Raw genomic sequence first — 14,527 nt, forward strand, 5'->3', positions numbered from 1 at the left:
TCTGCTCGTTGCGAGCCATCGGATCAGAGGAGCGCACCGTCGGTGATCTGAGTGGCTATGCCGTTCTTGACCACGACCTTGGCCTCCACGCCCTTCTTGGCGGCCTTCTCCAGGTCGGCCTCCTCGCAGGGGGCGTCCACCTTGGAGCCGGCGGTGCCGCAGATCTGGCCCCCGCCCAGGATCACGGTGTCCTCGGCGAGGAAGAACGCCTGCTGCTCACCGCCGGAGCCCTGGGTCGCAGGACCGTCGACCAGGTACTTGCCGGGCGCCACGTACCGCACGATGCCGTACCAGGTGCCGCTGACGCCCTTGCCCTTGTTGAGGCCCTCCACGACGGTCTCACCGGAACCGGATGTGCTCCCGGAACCGGACGTGCTTCCGGAACCGGACGTGCTGCCACCGCCGGACGCCTTCCCAGAACCGGACGTGCCACCGCCGGACGTCTTCCCAGAACCGGACGTGCTGCCGCCGGACGTGTTCCCGGAACCGGACGTGCTGCCGCCGGACGTGTTCCCGGAACCGGAGGAGGACGCGGGGGCACCGCTGACGCCTGTGGCACCAGACTTGCTCGCCGTCGCAGACGCGCCGGCCTTGCCGGAGGAGCTGTCGGCGGCGTCGTCGCTCTGGTTGCACGCCGTCATCAGCAGGGTGCTGCCCAGGAACGCGGCGGAGACAAGGAAGGCCTTGCGGCGATTGCGGATCATGTGTCAGTTCCCCCGTGATCAATCGGTTGGGGCTGAGGCGCGGGCGTTCCTCGGCCGTAGTTGATCATTATGAGGGGCCCAGGAGTCGAGCGGATGCGTCGGTCCTTGATCCAAGACGACGCCGTAACGGTCCCGTGACATGACCAACTCGACGTCATTGAACCGGGGTTGACGCTCCCCGCCAAACGCCGGGGGCATCGAGGGCTGCCGATCACCTGTGCGGGGTGCTGGCGGAGCGCCAGCCGGGCCGCTAGGTCGTTGCTCCAAGGGCTCCAGATCGTGCGGAACACCAGCCGGGAGCGGCGCCCCTTCCATCCCGGTGCCGGCCGATCCCCGCCGGAGGCACTGCTTCGACCGTGGCGTGTCCCCTCCGGTGATCGACTCATGGCCACCGGCCCTATCCGCACAGGAGCGCGCGTCGGCGGAGCGGGCCGGAGGCAGGAGCGCAGCGGAGCCGGGAAGGGGAGGGCCGGCACCCGAGACGAGAGCCTGTGGACCCCGTGTGGACCATGCTCCCCGCTTGCCGTCCGTGCCCGGTAGTCTGTACCCGCTCCGCCCCAGGTGGGCCGGGGCGCAGGTGGGTTGCCCGAGCGGCCTAAGGGAACGGTCTTGAAAACCGTCGTGGCGCGAGTCACCGTGGGTTCAAATCCCACACCCACCGCACGTGGACGGCCCCTGACCAGGTAAATCGGTCAGGGGCCGTTCTCATGAGCGTTGTCCGCCAGCAACCGTGGCTCCCCGTTGCTTCCCGGCTGAACGGGCACGAGAGGGGCACCATCGACCAGGTGCCGGCTACTGGCAGCGTTCCGGGCCTGCTTCCTTGCTCGGCGGTACCGACGCCACTTGGGCGCAAGCTCACCGCACGCGGTCACCCAGGCAGCGAGGACGGCGCAAAAAACGATGCCCTCACGCTCTCCCGTCAGCCTGCCCACCGCCCAGAAGGCCGGCGTCGTAATGAGCCAGGCCACGAGCAGGTGTCTTGCCTTCGGCCACCCGTGCACATCCTTCACAGGCGGGACGGTATCAAGGGCTCATCCGTCCGTCTGAGGACGACCGGACCCCACATGGGCTCGGTATGGGACTCGACTCATGGGCCGTAGTTCGCCGCGGCCCCAGGGGCCGGCCCGCGCCCGCGCCGAGCGACCGTGATGCTGCGTGGATCAACCGATGGCGTTCTTTATGTTTTGGTATGTCTGTTCGGATACGTGGCCGCTACTGTGGACCGGCTGTCCGGTCTGCTGGTCGTAGGTGACGCCGTTGTCGCAGTACAGGTAGTTGCCTGGTATGCCCAAATCGGCATCAGAGACACACGCAAGCGTCGGAGTCGCCGACGGCACCGTAGCGCTGGAGGTGCCGACGACACCGATCAGTCCTGAGGTTGCCAGGATGAAAGCGGTGGCAACCTGTGTGATTCGGTAAGCGCCCGGGAAGATTTTCATGGCATTTACGCTTCAATGAGATCGAATATGGCTCGATTTGGTGTGAATATATGAATTGAGCAGAGAAAACTGCCTGAACCAGCACCGCCCTGTCTGTTGCCCTCGAATCCACGATGCTTCGGCACCAACTGAGCTCCGAGCAGGGCACTTCCAGCTCATCACGGTGCCCACGACGAAGCAAGAGGTCGAGCCCGCCGTCGCACCGAGTGGGCACTTTTCTGTGGAATCTGCAACGATTCAAAGCATCAAAAAATCGGCCCTGCGTCTTATCGGCGAGGACTTCAGCGAACCACCTGAAGCCGCATATCGAGGGTGGTGGAACGGCTTTGGGCTGGAGCTGCTTCGGCGCGAGTGATCATGGCCCCCGTAAGCTTCCGGCGCGTCGTCCGTTTCCCTCGTCGCCTTATCGAACACCCACCGCGGGTGAACGGCCCCCGACCGCACACGCCGGTCGGGGGCTGTCGGCTGTCGGCTGTCGGCGTCCGGGCCTGAGCGCCGGAGGGCCCGTCTGACGTCAGGTCAGGGGCGGTGGGCCGCCATGCGGGCCGCGGAGGCGATCGTCGCGCGGGCCTCGCGTTCCGAGAGGCCGGTGTGGAGGGCCGCCTCGGTCAGGGGGGCCTCCAGGGCCGGGCCGATGCCGTTCTCGTAGGCGCGGCAGGCCGCCCAGAACAGGCGGGTGTTGCGCTGGCCCTCGTGCGCGGCGAGGACGAACTGGACCAGGCCGCGGCCGTGGTCGCCGGGGACGGGCGGTGCCGGGTGGCTCGGGCGCGGCGGGGGCTGGAGGAGGCGCAGGAGGGGTGGCGGGCAGGGGGCGGGGTGCAGGGCGGTGGTGCCGGGGGCCGTGGCGTAGACGCCGTGCTCGGTGCGGGAGCCGGGGCCCACCAGGTAGCCGCCGGCGCCGCGGATGTCGATCCCGGGAGCGAGGCGGCCGGCCGAGTTGGGGACGGTGACGTCCGGTGGGCCGGTCAGCCACAGGTGGCGGCCTCCGCTGGGGGTGAGGACGACGACCGTCTCGGGGATCGTGAACAGGTGGCGCAGGGCCAGTTCGCGCAGGGCGGCCGAGGAGTCCGTGGCGGACTTGGTGTCCAGGTCGACGCCGATCAGGTGGTACGGGGGCAGTCCGCAGGCGATGCCGTAGCCGGTGGCCCAGGGGGCGGCGGCGAAGAGGGCGCGGACGCGGACGGGGTCGGCCGAGGCGTCGTACACGCCGTGGCCGTAACGGCCGCACCGGCCGTGGCAGCGGGGGCCGGCCGGGTCGGGGTCGCCGTGGTGGGGGGAACGCAGGGCCGGGAGTTTCGTCCGGGAGAGGGGGATGACGGCCAGGCCGCGTTCGGCGGCTGACAGGGCATGTGCGAGGGCCAGCGTCGTGGCCTGCCGGTCGGTGGTGGCCATGACTCCATGTTCGTATGTATGTTCGAAAAAGGGAAGGTGGTGGAGTGGGGAGAACCGCGGTGGGCGGGCGGCCGGATGCCCGGGACGTACCCGCAGGCGGTTCCCGGGACGTACCCGCAGACGGAAGCACCCCGTACTCCACCTACAGGAGGTGGAGCCAGCCCTACACCTACAACCTGAGGGGGACTTCGCTTCGGGACCTGCGGGCGATCCGCCGAGTGGGGCCCGCTCCTAGCGTGGAGCCATGACCACGCCCGTGTGCACCAGCGCCTCGGCCGCCGCCGCACCAGCGCGGCAGACCCTCCACGACACCCGGCTCCGCCCGGGCGGTGAGAGCCCCGCCTACCCGTCGTTCGCCTCGTACGTGCGCGCCCGCCAGGCGGTCCTGCTGCGCGCCGCGCGCTCGCTGACCGCCAACCCGTGCGACGCCGAGGACCTGCTCCAGACCGCGCTCGCCAAGACGTACGTCGCGTGGGAACGGATCGAGGACCAGGGGGCGCTCGACGGCTATGTGCGCCGGGCGCTGCTGAACACCAGGACCTCGCAGTGGCGCAAACGAAGAGTGGACGAGTTCGCCTGCGAGGAGCTGCCCGAGCCGGACCGTGCGCCCGGCGGCGAGGACCCGGCCGAGCGGCAGGCCCTGCACGACGCCATGTGGCGCGCGGTGATGAAGCTGCCGGCGCGGCAGCGGGCGATGGTCGTCCTGCGCTACTACGAGGATCTCAGCGAGGCCCAGACCGCCGAGGTGCTCGGGGTGTCGGTGGGCACGGTGAAGTCGGCGGTGTCGCGCGCGCTCGGCAAGCTGCGGGAGGACGCGGAGCTGGTGCTCGTCCGCTGACCCCCTCGCGCGCCGCCCCCAATTTTCCTCCCCCTAGTGACATACCGCGCGGTATGTGCGCAGAATCAGCGCGACCTCTCCCACCGCGTAGGCAATGTCGCCCAGGAGGACCCCGCCGTGCTGAGCACCATGCAGGACGTACCGCTGCTGATCTCGAGGATCCTGACCCACGGGGCGGCGGTCCACGGCTCGTCGCAGGTGACCACCTGGACCGGGGAGCCCGAGCCGCACCGGCGCACCTTCGCCGGGATCGGCGCCCGCGCCGCCCAGCTGGCGCACGCCCTGCGCGGCGAGCTGGGGGTGAGCCGCGACGACCGGGTCGCCACGCTCATGTGGAACAACGCCGAACACGTCGAGGCGTACTTCGCGATCCCGTCCATGGGCGCCGTGCTGCACACCCTCAACCTGCGGCTGCCTGCCGAACAGCTCGTGTGGATCGTCAACCACGCGGCCGACAAGGTCGTCATCGTCAACGGCTCGCTCATCCCGCTGCTCGCGCCGCTGCTCCCCAAGTTGCCGACGCTGGAGCACATCGTCGTCTCCGGCCCCGGCGACCGCGCCCCGCTGGCCGGCGCCGGCGCGCGGGTGCACGAGTACGAGGAGCTGATCGCCGGCCGGTCCACCCACTACGACTGGCCGGAGCTGGACGAACGCCAGGCCGCCGCCATGTGCTACACCTCCGGCACGACCGGCGACCCCAAGGGCGTGGTCTACAGCCACCGCTCGATCTACCTGCACTCCATGCAGGTCAACATGACCCAGTCGATGGGCCTGTCCGACCAGGACACCTCCCTGGTCGTGGTCCCCCAGTTCCACGTCAACGCCTGGGGCCTGCCGCACGCCACCTTCATGACCGGCGTCAACCTCCTGATGCCCGACCGCTTCCTCCAGCCCGCCCCGCTCGCCGGGATGATCGAGACCGAGCAGCCGACGCACGCCGCGGCCGTGCCCACCATCTGGCAGGGCCTGCTCGCCGAACTCACCGCCCGCCCCCGGAACGTCTCCTCCCTCACCCAGGTCACCATCGGCGGCTCGGCCTGCCCGCCCTCCCTGATGGAGGCCTTCGACAAGCTGGGCATGCGGGTCTGTCACGCCTGGGGCATGACGGAGACCTCCCCGCTGGGCACGGTGGCCCGCCCGCCGGCCCACGCGGTCGGCACCGAGGAGGAACTGGCCTACCGCCTCACCCAGGGCCGCTTCCCGGCCGGTGTCGAGGCCCGCCTCACCGGTCCCGGCGGCGGACGCCTGCCCTGGGACGGCGAGTCGGCGGGCGAGCTGGAGGTGCGCGGCCCCTGGATCGCCGGCGCCTACTACAACGGCCCCGATGCCGAACCCCTGCGCCCCGCCGACAAGTTCAGCGAGGACGGCTGGCTGAAGACGGGTGACGTCGGCACGATCTCCCCCGACGGCTTCCTCACCCTGACCGACCGCGCGAAGGACGTCATCAAGTCCGGCGGCGAGTGGATCTCCTCCGTCGAGCTGGAGAACGCGCTGATGTCCCACCCGGACGTCACCGAGGCCGCCGTGGTCGCCGTACCCGACGAGAAGTGGGGCGAGCGCCCGCTGGCCACGGTCGTCCTCCGCGAGGGCGCGACCACCGACTTCACCGCCCTGCGCGCCTTCCTCGCGGAGGAGGGCCACATCGCCAGGTGGCAGCTGCCGGAACGCTGGACGGTGATCGAGTCGGTGCCGAAGACGAGCGTGGGCAAGTTCGACAAGAAGGTGCTGCGCAGGCACTACGCGGACGGCCGCCTGGACGTCACCACTCTCTGAGCGGCGCGGGCGCTCGCCCGGCAGGCGTACGACCCGGTGGGCGCCGCAGGGCGGGTGGGCTCCGTACGACCCGGTGGGCGCCGCAGGGCGGGTGGGCTCCGTACGACCCGGTGGGCGCGGCAGGGCCGGTGGGCTCCGTACGCCCGGTGGGCGCCGCAGGGCCATCGGGTCGTACGACCCCATGGGCCCCGTACGACCCGATGGCCGTCGTGCCGCACGGCGGCCGCCGACGGTCCCGGGCCGGCGATGCCGTCGGGCCCCCGTCCGTCCGGGCGGGGCCCTCATCGCCGCCCCGAGTGGCCCCTACCGCCCCTACCGCTCCTACCGCCCCGGCCGGCTCGCCGTGGCCGCCCAGCCCAGCACCAGCCACACTGCCGCCACCGCGCACACCCCGCCCCAGCCCCAGTGGCCGAAGGCGGGGCCCGCGGCGGCCGAGGCGAGGGCGCCGCCGGCGAAACCGGAGACGACATAGGCCGTGTTGGCGGTGGCCGGGGTGGAGGTCGTGGTCAGGGCCAAGGTCTGGTTGGCGACGTGGGAGGCGACCAGGGCGGCGTGGATCGCGATCGCGGCGGCGCACAGCGCGACCAGCACGTGTCCGCCCAGCCAGAACAGCGGCACGGCCACCGCGGCCAGCAGATACGCCGTGCCCACGACCCGCGTGGCGCCGAACCGGTCCACCAGGCCGCCGGCCAGCGGCGCCACCGCGGTGGAGGTGAGACCGAACAGGCCGAAGAACCCGGCGGTCGCGGTGGACAGGCCGTACGAGGGGCCGGTCAGCAGCAGCGCGAGGGTGGTCCACAGGGCGCTCCAGGCGCCGAACATCCCCGCCTGCCGCACGCACGCCCGCCACAGGTCGGGGGAGCGGCGCAGCAGCCCCGGCAGCTCGGCTATGCCCGAGAACAGGGCGCCCTGCCGGGTCCGCCGTTCCACCGGCAGGGCGAGGGCGGTGGCCAGTCCCAGGGCGAGAGTCAGCACCGCGGACCCGGCGAACACCCAGCGCCAGCCGAAGGCCTGTCCGGCGAGACCGCCGAGGACGCGGGCCGCGACGATGCCGGTGAACAGTCCGGCGATGACCGCCGCGACATGGCGGGCGCGCCGGTCGGCGGGTGCCCGCTCGGCGACCAGCGGGACGAGCAGCTGGGGGACGACGGTCGCGGCGGCGGCGGCGAACACGGCAGCGGCGAGGGCCGCGGTGCCGGGGGCCACGGCGGCGACGACCAGGGCGACCGCGGTGGCGACGGAGAGGCCGGCGACGAGCGGGCGCCGGTTGACGCGGTCGCCGAGCGGGGCGAAGAAGAGCAGTCCGGCGGCGTAGCCGAACTGGGCGACGGAGGCGATCCAGGTCACCGCCGAGGGGACCGTGCCGAAGTCGTGGGCGATGAGGGGGAGCAGCGGGGCCGCGAGGTAGATGTTGGCGGCCGTGACGGCGGTGCAGACGGCGATGAGGAGGAGGAAGAGGGAGCCCGAGGCGGCGGGCCGTCCGCGTGCGGGGACCCGGATCTCGTGTGCCTGCTGGCTGCTGGTCGCTGACGGCATGGGCGGAGCTACTCCTTGGGAACCGGCTCGCGTGACGGACTGGGCACTCGCACAACTAACTGGTTGGTTGGAACCTGGGATCTGCAACAGCGCACCCGGCCCCCGCATTCCCGCCCTCCGTGGCAACCAAATAGTTGGTTCACGCCCGCCGCGCTCTACCCTGTCCGCATGGGAGCAGTCAGGGACCCCGAGGCCACCAGAGCCCGCATCTTCGACGCGGCGCTCGCCGAGTTCGCCCGGCACGGCATCGCGGGCGCCCGCATCGACCGCATCGCCGACCGGGCGAAGGCCAACAAACAGCTGATCTACGCCTACTTCGGCAACAAGGCGGAGCTGTTCACCCGGGTCCTGGAGAAGTCGATGCTCGACCTGGCCGTCGCCGTCCCCGTGACCCCCGACGACATCGAGGGCTGGACCGACCGCGTGATCGACTACCACGCCGCCCACCCCGAGGTGCTCCGCCTGCTCTTCTGGGAGGGCCTGGAGTACGGCGCCGACACCGAACTGCCCGATGAGAGCGGGCGCCAGGAGCACTACCGGCAGAAGATCGACGCGCTCCGGGACGGCCAGGAACGGGGCGTGATCACCGACGCGATCCCGGCCCGCGACCTGCTCTTCCTCCTCATCGGCCTGGCCAACTGGGCCGCCGTCGTCCCCCAGATGCGCCGCATCGTCGTGGGTACCGAGGACACCGACCGGGACCGCCTGCGCGCCTCGGTCAGGGAAGCGGCCCGACGACTGGTCGCCCGCTGACCCCGGCGTCCGGCACACCCGGCCGACCGGGGCGTCCGATCCGGCCGGCCACCCCGCGCGGCGGGTCGGCACCGGTCGGTACCGACCCGCGCGGCTAGTTGGTACCGATCCGCGCGAGCAGGTCGACGATCCTGCTCTGCACCTCGGTGCTGGTGGACCGCTCGGCGAGGAACAGCACGGTCTCGCCCGAGGCCAGCCGGGGCAGGTCGGCCTGGTCGACAGCGGCGGTGTAGACGACGAGCGGGGTGCGGTTGAGCTGTCCGTTCACCCGCAGCCAGTCGATGATCCCGGCATGTCCGGCCCGCCGCCGGTGCACCTGCAGCAGGTCCATCACCACCAGGTTCGGCCGGAACTGCCCCGCCAGCGCCACCGCGTCGTCGTCGCTCGCGGCCCGCGCCACCTGCATCCCGCGCCGCTCCAGCGTCGAGGTCAGCGCCAGCGCGATCTCCGCGTGCTCCTCGATGAGCAGCACCCGCGGCGGATGCTGCTCACTGTCCCGGGGGGCCAGCGCCTTCAGCAGGACGGCGGGATCGGCGCCGTACGCCGCCTCGCGCGTCGCCTGCCCGAGCCCGGCCGTCACCAGCACCGGCACCTCCGCCGCCACGGCGGCCTGCCGCAGCGACTGGAGCGCCGTACGGGTGATGGGCCCGGTGAGGGGATCCACGAACAGCGCGGCGGGGAAGGCCGCGATCTGCGCGTCCACCTCCTCGCGGGAGTGCACGATGACCGGCCGGTACCCGCGGTCGCTGAGCGCCTGCTGGGTCGTGACGTCCGGCGCGGGCCACACCAGTAGCCGGCGCGGGTTGTCCAGCGGCTCCGGGGGCAGCTCGTCGTCCAGCGGCTGCGGGCGCGGGCTGTCCGCCACCTCGACGGCCCCGCCCGGCCCGTCCAGCGGCTCCGGCCCCTCGGCGGCGTCGGGCCCCGGCGCCCCTATGGCGTACGACCGACCGATCCCCTCCGTCCCGGCGGCCTGCCGCGAGGGGGACAGGGGTGCCTGGCCGCCCAGCGACGGCTGGGCGGGCGCCGGTCCGGCCGACGGGTGCGGCCGGGCCGCCTGCTCCGGCTGCGGTTCCGGACGGGCGGCCGGGTCGGGTGGCGTGCCCAGCCTGCGCCGCCGGCCCGAACCGCCCGGCGCGTGGGGAGGCGGCGTCGGCTGCTGCACCTGCGCGGCCTGCCGTGCGAACGGCACGCCCTGGCCGAGGGTACGGACGCTGATCGCCCGCCCCTGCGTCGAGTCGGGGTCGACCGGCGTGCCACCCGCGGCCTCCGCGGGCAACGGCTGCGCGGCCCGCAGCGGCTGTCCACCGGTCGACGGGGTGCCGGGCAGCGGAGTGCCGGGCGCGGGCGTGGGTGTCCCCGCACCGCCGGTGTCGCCGGCGCCCGGCCACTGCCGGGGGGCACCGGGCGGTACGGGCAGGGCCTGCCCCGCCGCACCGGTCTCCGTGGGCGGCGGAAGGACACCCGGCGGCACGGCCGGACTGCCGGCGGACGGCGTCCCGGGCTGCCCGGCCGGAAGTTGTGCCGCCGGGGCCTGGACGGGCCGGGCATGTCCGTGCGTGCCCTGGGCCGGCACGGCCGTGGCCTGCTGCCGGGCCTGGCCGACGGACGCGGGGTGTGCGGCGGTGCCGTGGGCCGGGGTGGTCGACGGATGTGCTCCCTGAGGGCCGGGCACGGGCTGGCCGTGCGCCGTGCCCTGGGCGGGGACGACGGGCTGGGTGGCCGTGGCCGGCCGGCCCTGGGCGACGGCGCCGGACCCGGTACCGGGGCCCGCCTGCCCGGCACCCGGAGCCGCGGCCTGCGGCCGGCCCGCGGACACGGCGGGACCGGCCTGGACCGGGATGCCCGCTCCGGCCGTACCCTGCGCCGGGACGCCGTGTCCCGGGTGCCCGGGAGCCGGCGGTACGGCCGTGCCGTGCGGGGCCTGGCCGGGAGCGACGGGCGCCGCCGGCACCGGCTGCCCGGTAGCCGCCTGTCCGGGAGCCGACTGTCCGTGGACGGCCTGCCCCGGGACGGTCCCGGGTGCCACCGCCCGGCGGCGCCGGCCGGTCGGGGCGCTGGTGGGATGCGGCTGCGGCGGGGTGTGGTCCTCCGACTGGTCGAGCGGTACGGCGTCGTGCCGGCCGTCCTCACCCGGGAAGCCCGGGGCGCCCGGGATCCCCGTGACGGACACCGGCTGCTGCGCGGGCATCTGCACCTGGCCGGGCAACTCCCCGGGACCGGCGGCCGGCGGCTGATGCGGCTGACCGGCGCCGGTACCCGGCGTCCCGGAGGCTGCCGGGACCGCGGGTGGTGCGGGAGCGAGGGGGGCGTCCGTGGCCGGTTCCCCGGGAACACCGGTGCCCGCCACCACGGGCGCGACGGCGCCCGGAGCCGCTACCGGCACCACCGGGCCCGAACCCGTACCCGGGACCACCGCGTCGGCCGTGTCCGCCGTGTTCGCGGTGTCAGGGGTGTCGGGGGCCCGGTCGGCCTCGGCCGGGGGCAGGGCGAAGACCGCGCGCGGATTGCCCGCCGCCGCGTCCTGCGCCGCGGCCCGTTCCGCCGCGGCGGCCAGCGCCCGCCGGCGCCGTCCGGTCGGCTGCCCGTCGTCGTCCCCGGCCGCCTGCGCACCCTCCCCGGGAGCCAGGCCCGCACCGTGCGCCGGCACCGCGTGCGAAGCACCGCCCGCCACGGGAAGGGCCGGCGGCAGGGCGGCCTGCCGGGCGTCGGAGTCATGGCGGGCGCGCCGGCCCGTGGGCACGGGGACGCCCCGCGGCGGCACGGTGCCACCGAGCCCCGTACCGGAGGCGGCGGCCCCCGCGGCGTGCTCGGCCGCGGTCACCACGGCGCCCTCGGCGGCCACGTTCTCGACCATGCCCGTACCGCCGGCCTCGCCGGCAGGCGCGCCGGTACCGTCACCGCCGTCGATGCCGGAAGGCCGGCCACGGCGCCGTCCGGTGCCGCCGGACGCGGCCTCCGGAGCCTCCGCGGGTACCGCGGGCGGTAGCAGCGCGGCCGGTTCCCCGACGGGTGCGGAGGCCCGGCGCCGGCGTCGCCCGGTCGGCAGGGCGTCCGGGTCACCGGCGTCGACCGCGCCGGCCACGTCACTCTCCAGGAAGGCGTCCGTGGAGCCCCGGCGCGCCCGCCGCCGCCCTCCGCCGACCCCCTGCTCATCCATGCCGCCGTCGTCGGCAGCCGCCTCGACCGTGGCACCCGGCGTCCGCTCCGGAAGGGCGGTCTGCCCCGGGGGCGCCGCCTGGTCCGGGACGGCTGCCCGCCCCCCGAGCGCTGCCTGGCCCGCGCCCCCGGCGACCGCACCCGCTCCGCCGCCGAGCGGCACCTCCAGCACGTACGCGCTGCCGCTCATGCCCGGCACCTCGTGCGTCTGGAGGACACCGCCGTGGGCGCGCACGATCCCGCGCACGATCGGCTCGTGCACCGGGTCTCCGCCGGCGTACGGCCCGCGCACCTCGATCCGGGCGACCTCTCCGCGCTGCGCTGCCGCGACCACGACCGTGTTGTCCAGATAACCGCCCGCCGAGACGGGGGTGTTGCCCGTGGCGTCGACTCCGGCGACATCCGCCACGAGATGGGCGAGCGCGGTGGCGAGCCGCTGCGGGTCGACCTCCGCCTCGATGGGCGGCGCGTGGACGGCGAACTGCACCCGCCCCGGCCCGATCAGCTCGACGGCACCGTCCACACCGGCGGCGACGACGGCGTCCAGCAGCACCTTCGTACGGGTGATGTCCTCGGCGCCCGTGTCCAGCCGCTGGTACCCGAGGACGTTGTCGATCAGCGTCGTGATGCGCGAGTAACCGGCCGACAGATGGTGGAGCACCTGGTTGGCCTCGGGCCACAGCTGCCCGGCGTCGTCGGCGGCCAGCGCGGCCAGTTCGCGGCGCAGCTCGTCGAGCGGCCCGCGCAGCGACTGCCCGAGCAACGTGAGCAGCTGCTCGTGCCGGCCGGCCAGCGCCTCGTACCGGTCCTTCTCCCGCTCGGCGAGCGAGGCGTACCGCTCCTCGCCGGCCGCGACCTCCTCCGCGAGACTCTCGCGCAGTTCCTCCAGCTCGGTGACGTGCTGCTGGCGCAGTGCCGTCAGGTCGGAGGCGTGCTCCTCGGAGAGCCGCTCCAGCTCCTGCGCGTGGGTCTTCTCCAGCGCGGCCTTCTCCTCCGAGAGGGAGTCGAACGGCCGCCGGTCGGTGAACGTCATCACGGCGCCGACGAGCTGGTCCCCGTCCCGTACCGGCGCGGTGGTCAGGTCGACCGGCACCTTCCGGTCGCCCTTGGCCCACAGCGCCTGCCCGCGCACCCGGTGCTTGCGCCCGGAACGCAGGGTGTCGGCGAGCGGCGACTCCTCGTACGGGAACGGCGAGCCGTCGGCACGCGAGTGCAGCACCAGGCTGTGCAGCTCCTTGCCGCCCAGTTCACCGGCCCGGTATCCCAGTATCTGGGCGGCGGCCGGGTTGACGAGGACGATCCGCCCGTCGGTGTCGGTGCCGACGACGCCTTCCGACGCGGCCCGCAGGATCATCTCCGTCTGCCGCTGCGAGCGCGCCAGCTCCGCCTCGGTGTCGACGGTTCCGGACAGGTCCCGGACCACGAGCATGAGCAGCTCGTCACCGGTGTAGCCGTAACCGTCGTACGCCTGCTGCCCGTTCTCCAGGTTCGCGCTGGTGACCTCGACCGGGAACTCGTTCCCGTCGGTCCGCCGCGCGACCATCCGCGTCGGCTTCGTACGCCCGCGGGGATCCATGTGATCGGGGCGCCGCATCGAGCCGGGGATCAGCCGGGAGTCGAACTCCGGCAGCAGATCGAGCAGCCCGCGCCCGACGAGCGCGGTCCCCGGCGCCTCGAAGGCCTCCAACGCGATGGTGTTGGCGTTGACGACGGTTCCGTTCGCGTTGACCAGGACCAACGCGTCCGGCAGCGCGTCGAGTATGGCTGCGAGGCGAGCAGCGCCTCGGGATGGCCTGCTGCTCACGAGACGCCTTCCTCCCTGTTACCGCACCTTGCCGACCGCTCCGGCCATCTTGCCAACCGGCCCGCGACGTGTCACGCGAGGGAGTCTAAGCGCACGGGTCGCGCTAGCGGCGCCGGATGAGAGGGAGGTCCCACGAGGAAGTGACGCCGAACGTGTGACCGCATGCCCCGGCTCCCCGATCCCTCCCCCGGACCTTTACGGAACCACTGCGTCCGCCAAGCTCCCTCGCGCGCACTCCGCCCGCCGTCTACGCGCCGGCGCGCGGCAGCAGGGGCACCATCCCGTCCCACCGCTCGATCTGGCACCCGTCACGGCGGTCGTACGAGGCGTCCACCGGGCGTCCGGCCCAGACGCCGGTGACATGGGCGGTGGCCGGGCCGCCGTAGACCCAGGTGCAGACGGCACCCGGGTCCACCGGCGCGAAGGGATCACGTCCCCACCGGGTGCGTGTGTCGAGCACCCGGCAGGCTCCCGCCACGTCCGGGTGACGACCGGCATCCGGGTGACAGGACACCTGATACGTCCCGTCCCGCCCGGCCCCGGCGTGCCGCACCACGACGGTCAGGTGATCACCCCGTTCCTCCGGCCGGACGGGCGGCGGCACGGCACCGGCCGCGGAGGCGGGTACGGCGGTGAGGAGGGGGAGGAGGCAGGCGGCGCCGGCGAGAGACGCCGGCAGCAGGCGCCGCCCGGCGCCCGGCAGTAGAGAGGTCATACCCCGTCCAACGCCGAAGCGCCCAGGACGTTGCGCACCCACCCCCTTCCGCCCCTCGGGTCTCCCCCTTTCCGCCTCGCCGGGAAGCCCTTTGCCCTGCGGCCCGGCTGCCTAGTACCGTGGGGGGCGATTGGTGACAGGGCGCTCGCCTGTGTCATCATCTGCACGCACCGATTGCGCGCTCGCGTGAGCGGTTGTGCTGGAGGCGTCGCCTAGTCCGGTCTATGGCGCCGCACTGCTAATGCGGTTTGGGTCTTAAAGCCCATCGAGGGTTCAAATCCCTCCGCCTCCGCACCGATCCGAAGCCCCGGTCCCCAGGACCGGGGCTTCGGCGTTCCCGGGCCTAGATCGCCCCCTCCACCCAGGAACAACGTTTCCGCAGGTCACAAGGGGTATGCCGACCGGATTTCACATGAC

The 14,527-nt window shown here is 73.5% G+C and carries 9 protein-coding genes and 2 tRNA genes; 5 read left to right on the plus strand and 6 right to left on the minus strand.

Annotation, left to right across the window (positions count from 1 at the left end; genetic code table 11):
• Positions 1 to 23: 23 nt before the first annotated feature.
• Positions 24 to 704 carry a hypothetical protein gene (locus tag ACGFT1_RS10830; protein ID WP_373908661.1) on the minus strand — a complete coding sequence of 227 codons (681 nt, stop codon included), beginning with the start codon at positions 702 to 704 and terminating at the stop codon, positions 24 to 26.
• Between the two features lie 576 nt (positions 705 to 1,280).
• Here ACGFT1_RS10830 and ACGFT1_RS10835 point away from each other — a divergent pair.
• A tRNA-Ser gene (locus tag ACGFT1_RS10835) sits at positions 1,281 to 1,365 on the plus strand.
• Positions 1,366 to 1,864: 499 nt separating this feature from the next.
• Here the strand turns inward: ACGFT1_RS10835 and ACGFT1_RS10840 are convergent.
• Together ACGFT1_RS10840 and ACGFT1_RS10845 are read right to left on the minus strand one after the other, a co-directional pair.
• Entirely contained in the window at positions 1,865 to 2,143 is a 279-nt protein-coding gene (locus ACGFT1_RS10840; protein ID WP_373908662.1) for a hypothetical protein, read from the minus strand.
• A 519-nt stretch (positions 2,144 to 2,662) separates the two neighbouring features.
• Positions 2,663 to 3,535, minus strand: a complete 873-nt coding sequence (locus tag ACGFT1_RS10845; protein WP_373908663.1) for a bifunctional DNA primase/polymerase — start codon at positions 3,533 to 3,535, stop codon at positions 2,663 to 2,665.
• Positions 3,536 to 3,779: 244 nt separating this feature from the next.
• On the opposite strand from ACGFT1_RS10845, the gene ACGFT1_RS10850 reads away from it, so the two are divergent.
• Both ACGFT1_RS10850 and ACGFT1_RS10855 read left to right on the plus strand, forming a co-directional pair.
• The gene (locus ACGFT1_RS10850) at positions 3,780 to 4,373 is read left to right on the plus strand and encodes a SigE family RNA polymerase sigma factor (RefSeq protein ID WP_373908664.1); all 594 of its coding nucleotides are present in this window, start codon (positions 3,780 to 3,782) and stop codon (positions 4,371 to 4,373) included.
• A 117-nt stretch (positions 4,374 to 4,490) separates the two neighbouring features.
• Positions 4,491 to 6,146 (plus strand): long-chain fatty acid--CoA ligase, encoded by a 1,656-nt coding sequence (locus tag ACGFT1_RS10855; protein ID WP_373908665.1) that lies wholly within the window; start codon positions 4,491 to 4,493, stop codon positions 6,144 to 6,146.
• A gap of 321 nt (positions 6,147 to 6,467) precedes the next feature.
• On the opposite strand, the gene ACGFT1_RS10860 is transcribed toward ACGFT1_RS10855, so the two are convergent.
• The gene (locus tag ACGFT1_RS10860) at positions 6,468 to 7,682 is read right to left on the minus strand and encodes an MFS transporter (protein WP_373908666.1); all 1,215 of its coding nucleotides are present in this window, start codon (positions 7,680 to 7,682) and stop codon (positions 6,468 to 6,470) included.
• A 168-nt stretch (positions 7,683 to 7,850) separates the two neighbouring features.
• On the opposite strand from ACGFT1_RS10860, the gene ACGFT1_RS10865 reads away from it, so the two are divergent.
• Positions 7,851 to 8,435: a TetR family transcriptional regulator gene (locus tag ACGFT1_RS10865; protein ID WP_373908667.1), complete on the plus strand. Its 585-nt coding sequence runs from the start codon at positions 7,851 to 7,853 to the stop codon at positions 8,433 to 8,435.
• A 94-nt stretch (positions 8,436 to 8,529) separates the two neighbouring features.
• On the opposite strand, the gene ACGFT1_RS10870 is transcribed toward ACGFT1_RS10865, so the two are convergent.
• Complete coding sequence (locus ACGFT1_RS10870) at positions 8,530 to 13,395, minus strand: PAS domain-containing protein (protein WP_373908668.1); 4,866 nt, start codon at positions 13,393 to 13,395, stop codon at positions 8,530 to 8,532.
• 247 nt (positions 13,396 to 13,642) lie between these two features.
• Positions 13,643 to 14,110, minus strand: coding sequence for an SSI family serine proteinase inhibitor (locus tag ACGFT1_RS10875; RefSeq protein WP_373908669.1), 468 nt, complete (start codon positions 14,108 to 14,110; stop codon positions 13,643 to 13,645).
• 201 nt (positions 14,111 to 14,311) lie between these two features.
• On the opposite strand from ACGFT1_RS10875, the gene ACGFT1_RS10880 reads away from it, so the two are divergent.
• Positions 14,312 to 14,402, plus strand: a tRNA-Ser gene (locus ACGFT1_RS10880).
• Positions 14,403 to 14,527 lie beyond the last annotated feature (125 nt).

This window comes from Streptomyces sp. Y20, assembly GCF_043195475.1.
Taxonomy (GTDB): domain Bacteria; phylum Actinomycetota; class Actinomycetes; order Streptomycetales; family Streptomycetaceae; genus Streptomyces.

Bases quoted from the DNA above. Each gene is read 5' to 3' on its own strand.
- ACGFT1_RS10860 (WP_373908666.1), bottom strand. From the start codon at position 7,682: ATGCCGTCAGCGACCAGCAGCCAGCAGGCACACGAGATCCGGGTCCCC.
- ACGFT1_RS10875 (WP_373908669.1), bottom strand. From the start codon at position 14,110: ATGACCTCTCTACTGCCGGGCGCCGGGCGGCGCCTGCTGCCGGCGTCT.
- ACGFT1_RS10865 (WP_373908667.1), top strand. From the start codon at position 7,851: ATGGGAGCAGTCAGGGACCCCGAGGCCACCAGAGCCCGCATCTTCGAC.
- ACGFT1_RS10830 (WP_373908661.1), bottom strand. From the start codon at position 704: ATGATCCGCAATCGCCGCAAGGCCTTCCTTGTCTCCGCCGCGTTCCTG.
- ACGFT1_RS10845 (WP_373908663.1), bottom strand. From the start codon at position 3,535: ATGGCCACCACCGACCGGCAGGCCACGACGCTGGCCCTCGCACATGCC.
- ACGFT1_RS10840 (WP_373908662.1), bottom strand. From the start codon at position 2,143: ATGAAAATCTTCCCGGGCGCTTACCGAATCACACAGGTTGCCACCGCT.
- ACGFT1_RS10850 (WP_373908664.1), top strand. From the start codon at position 3,780: ATGACCACGCCCGTGTGCACCAGCGCCTCGGCCGCCGCCGCACCAGCG.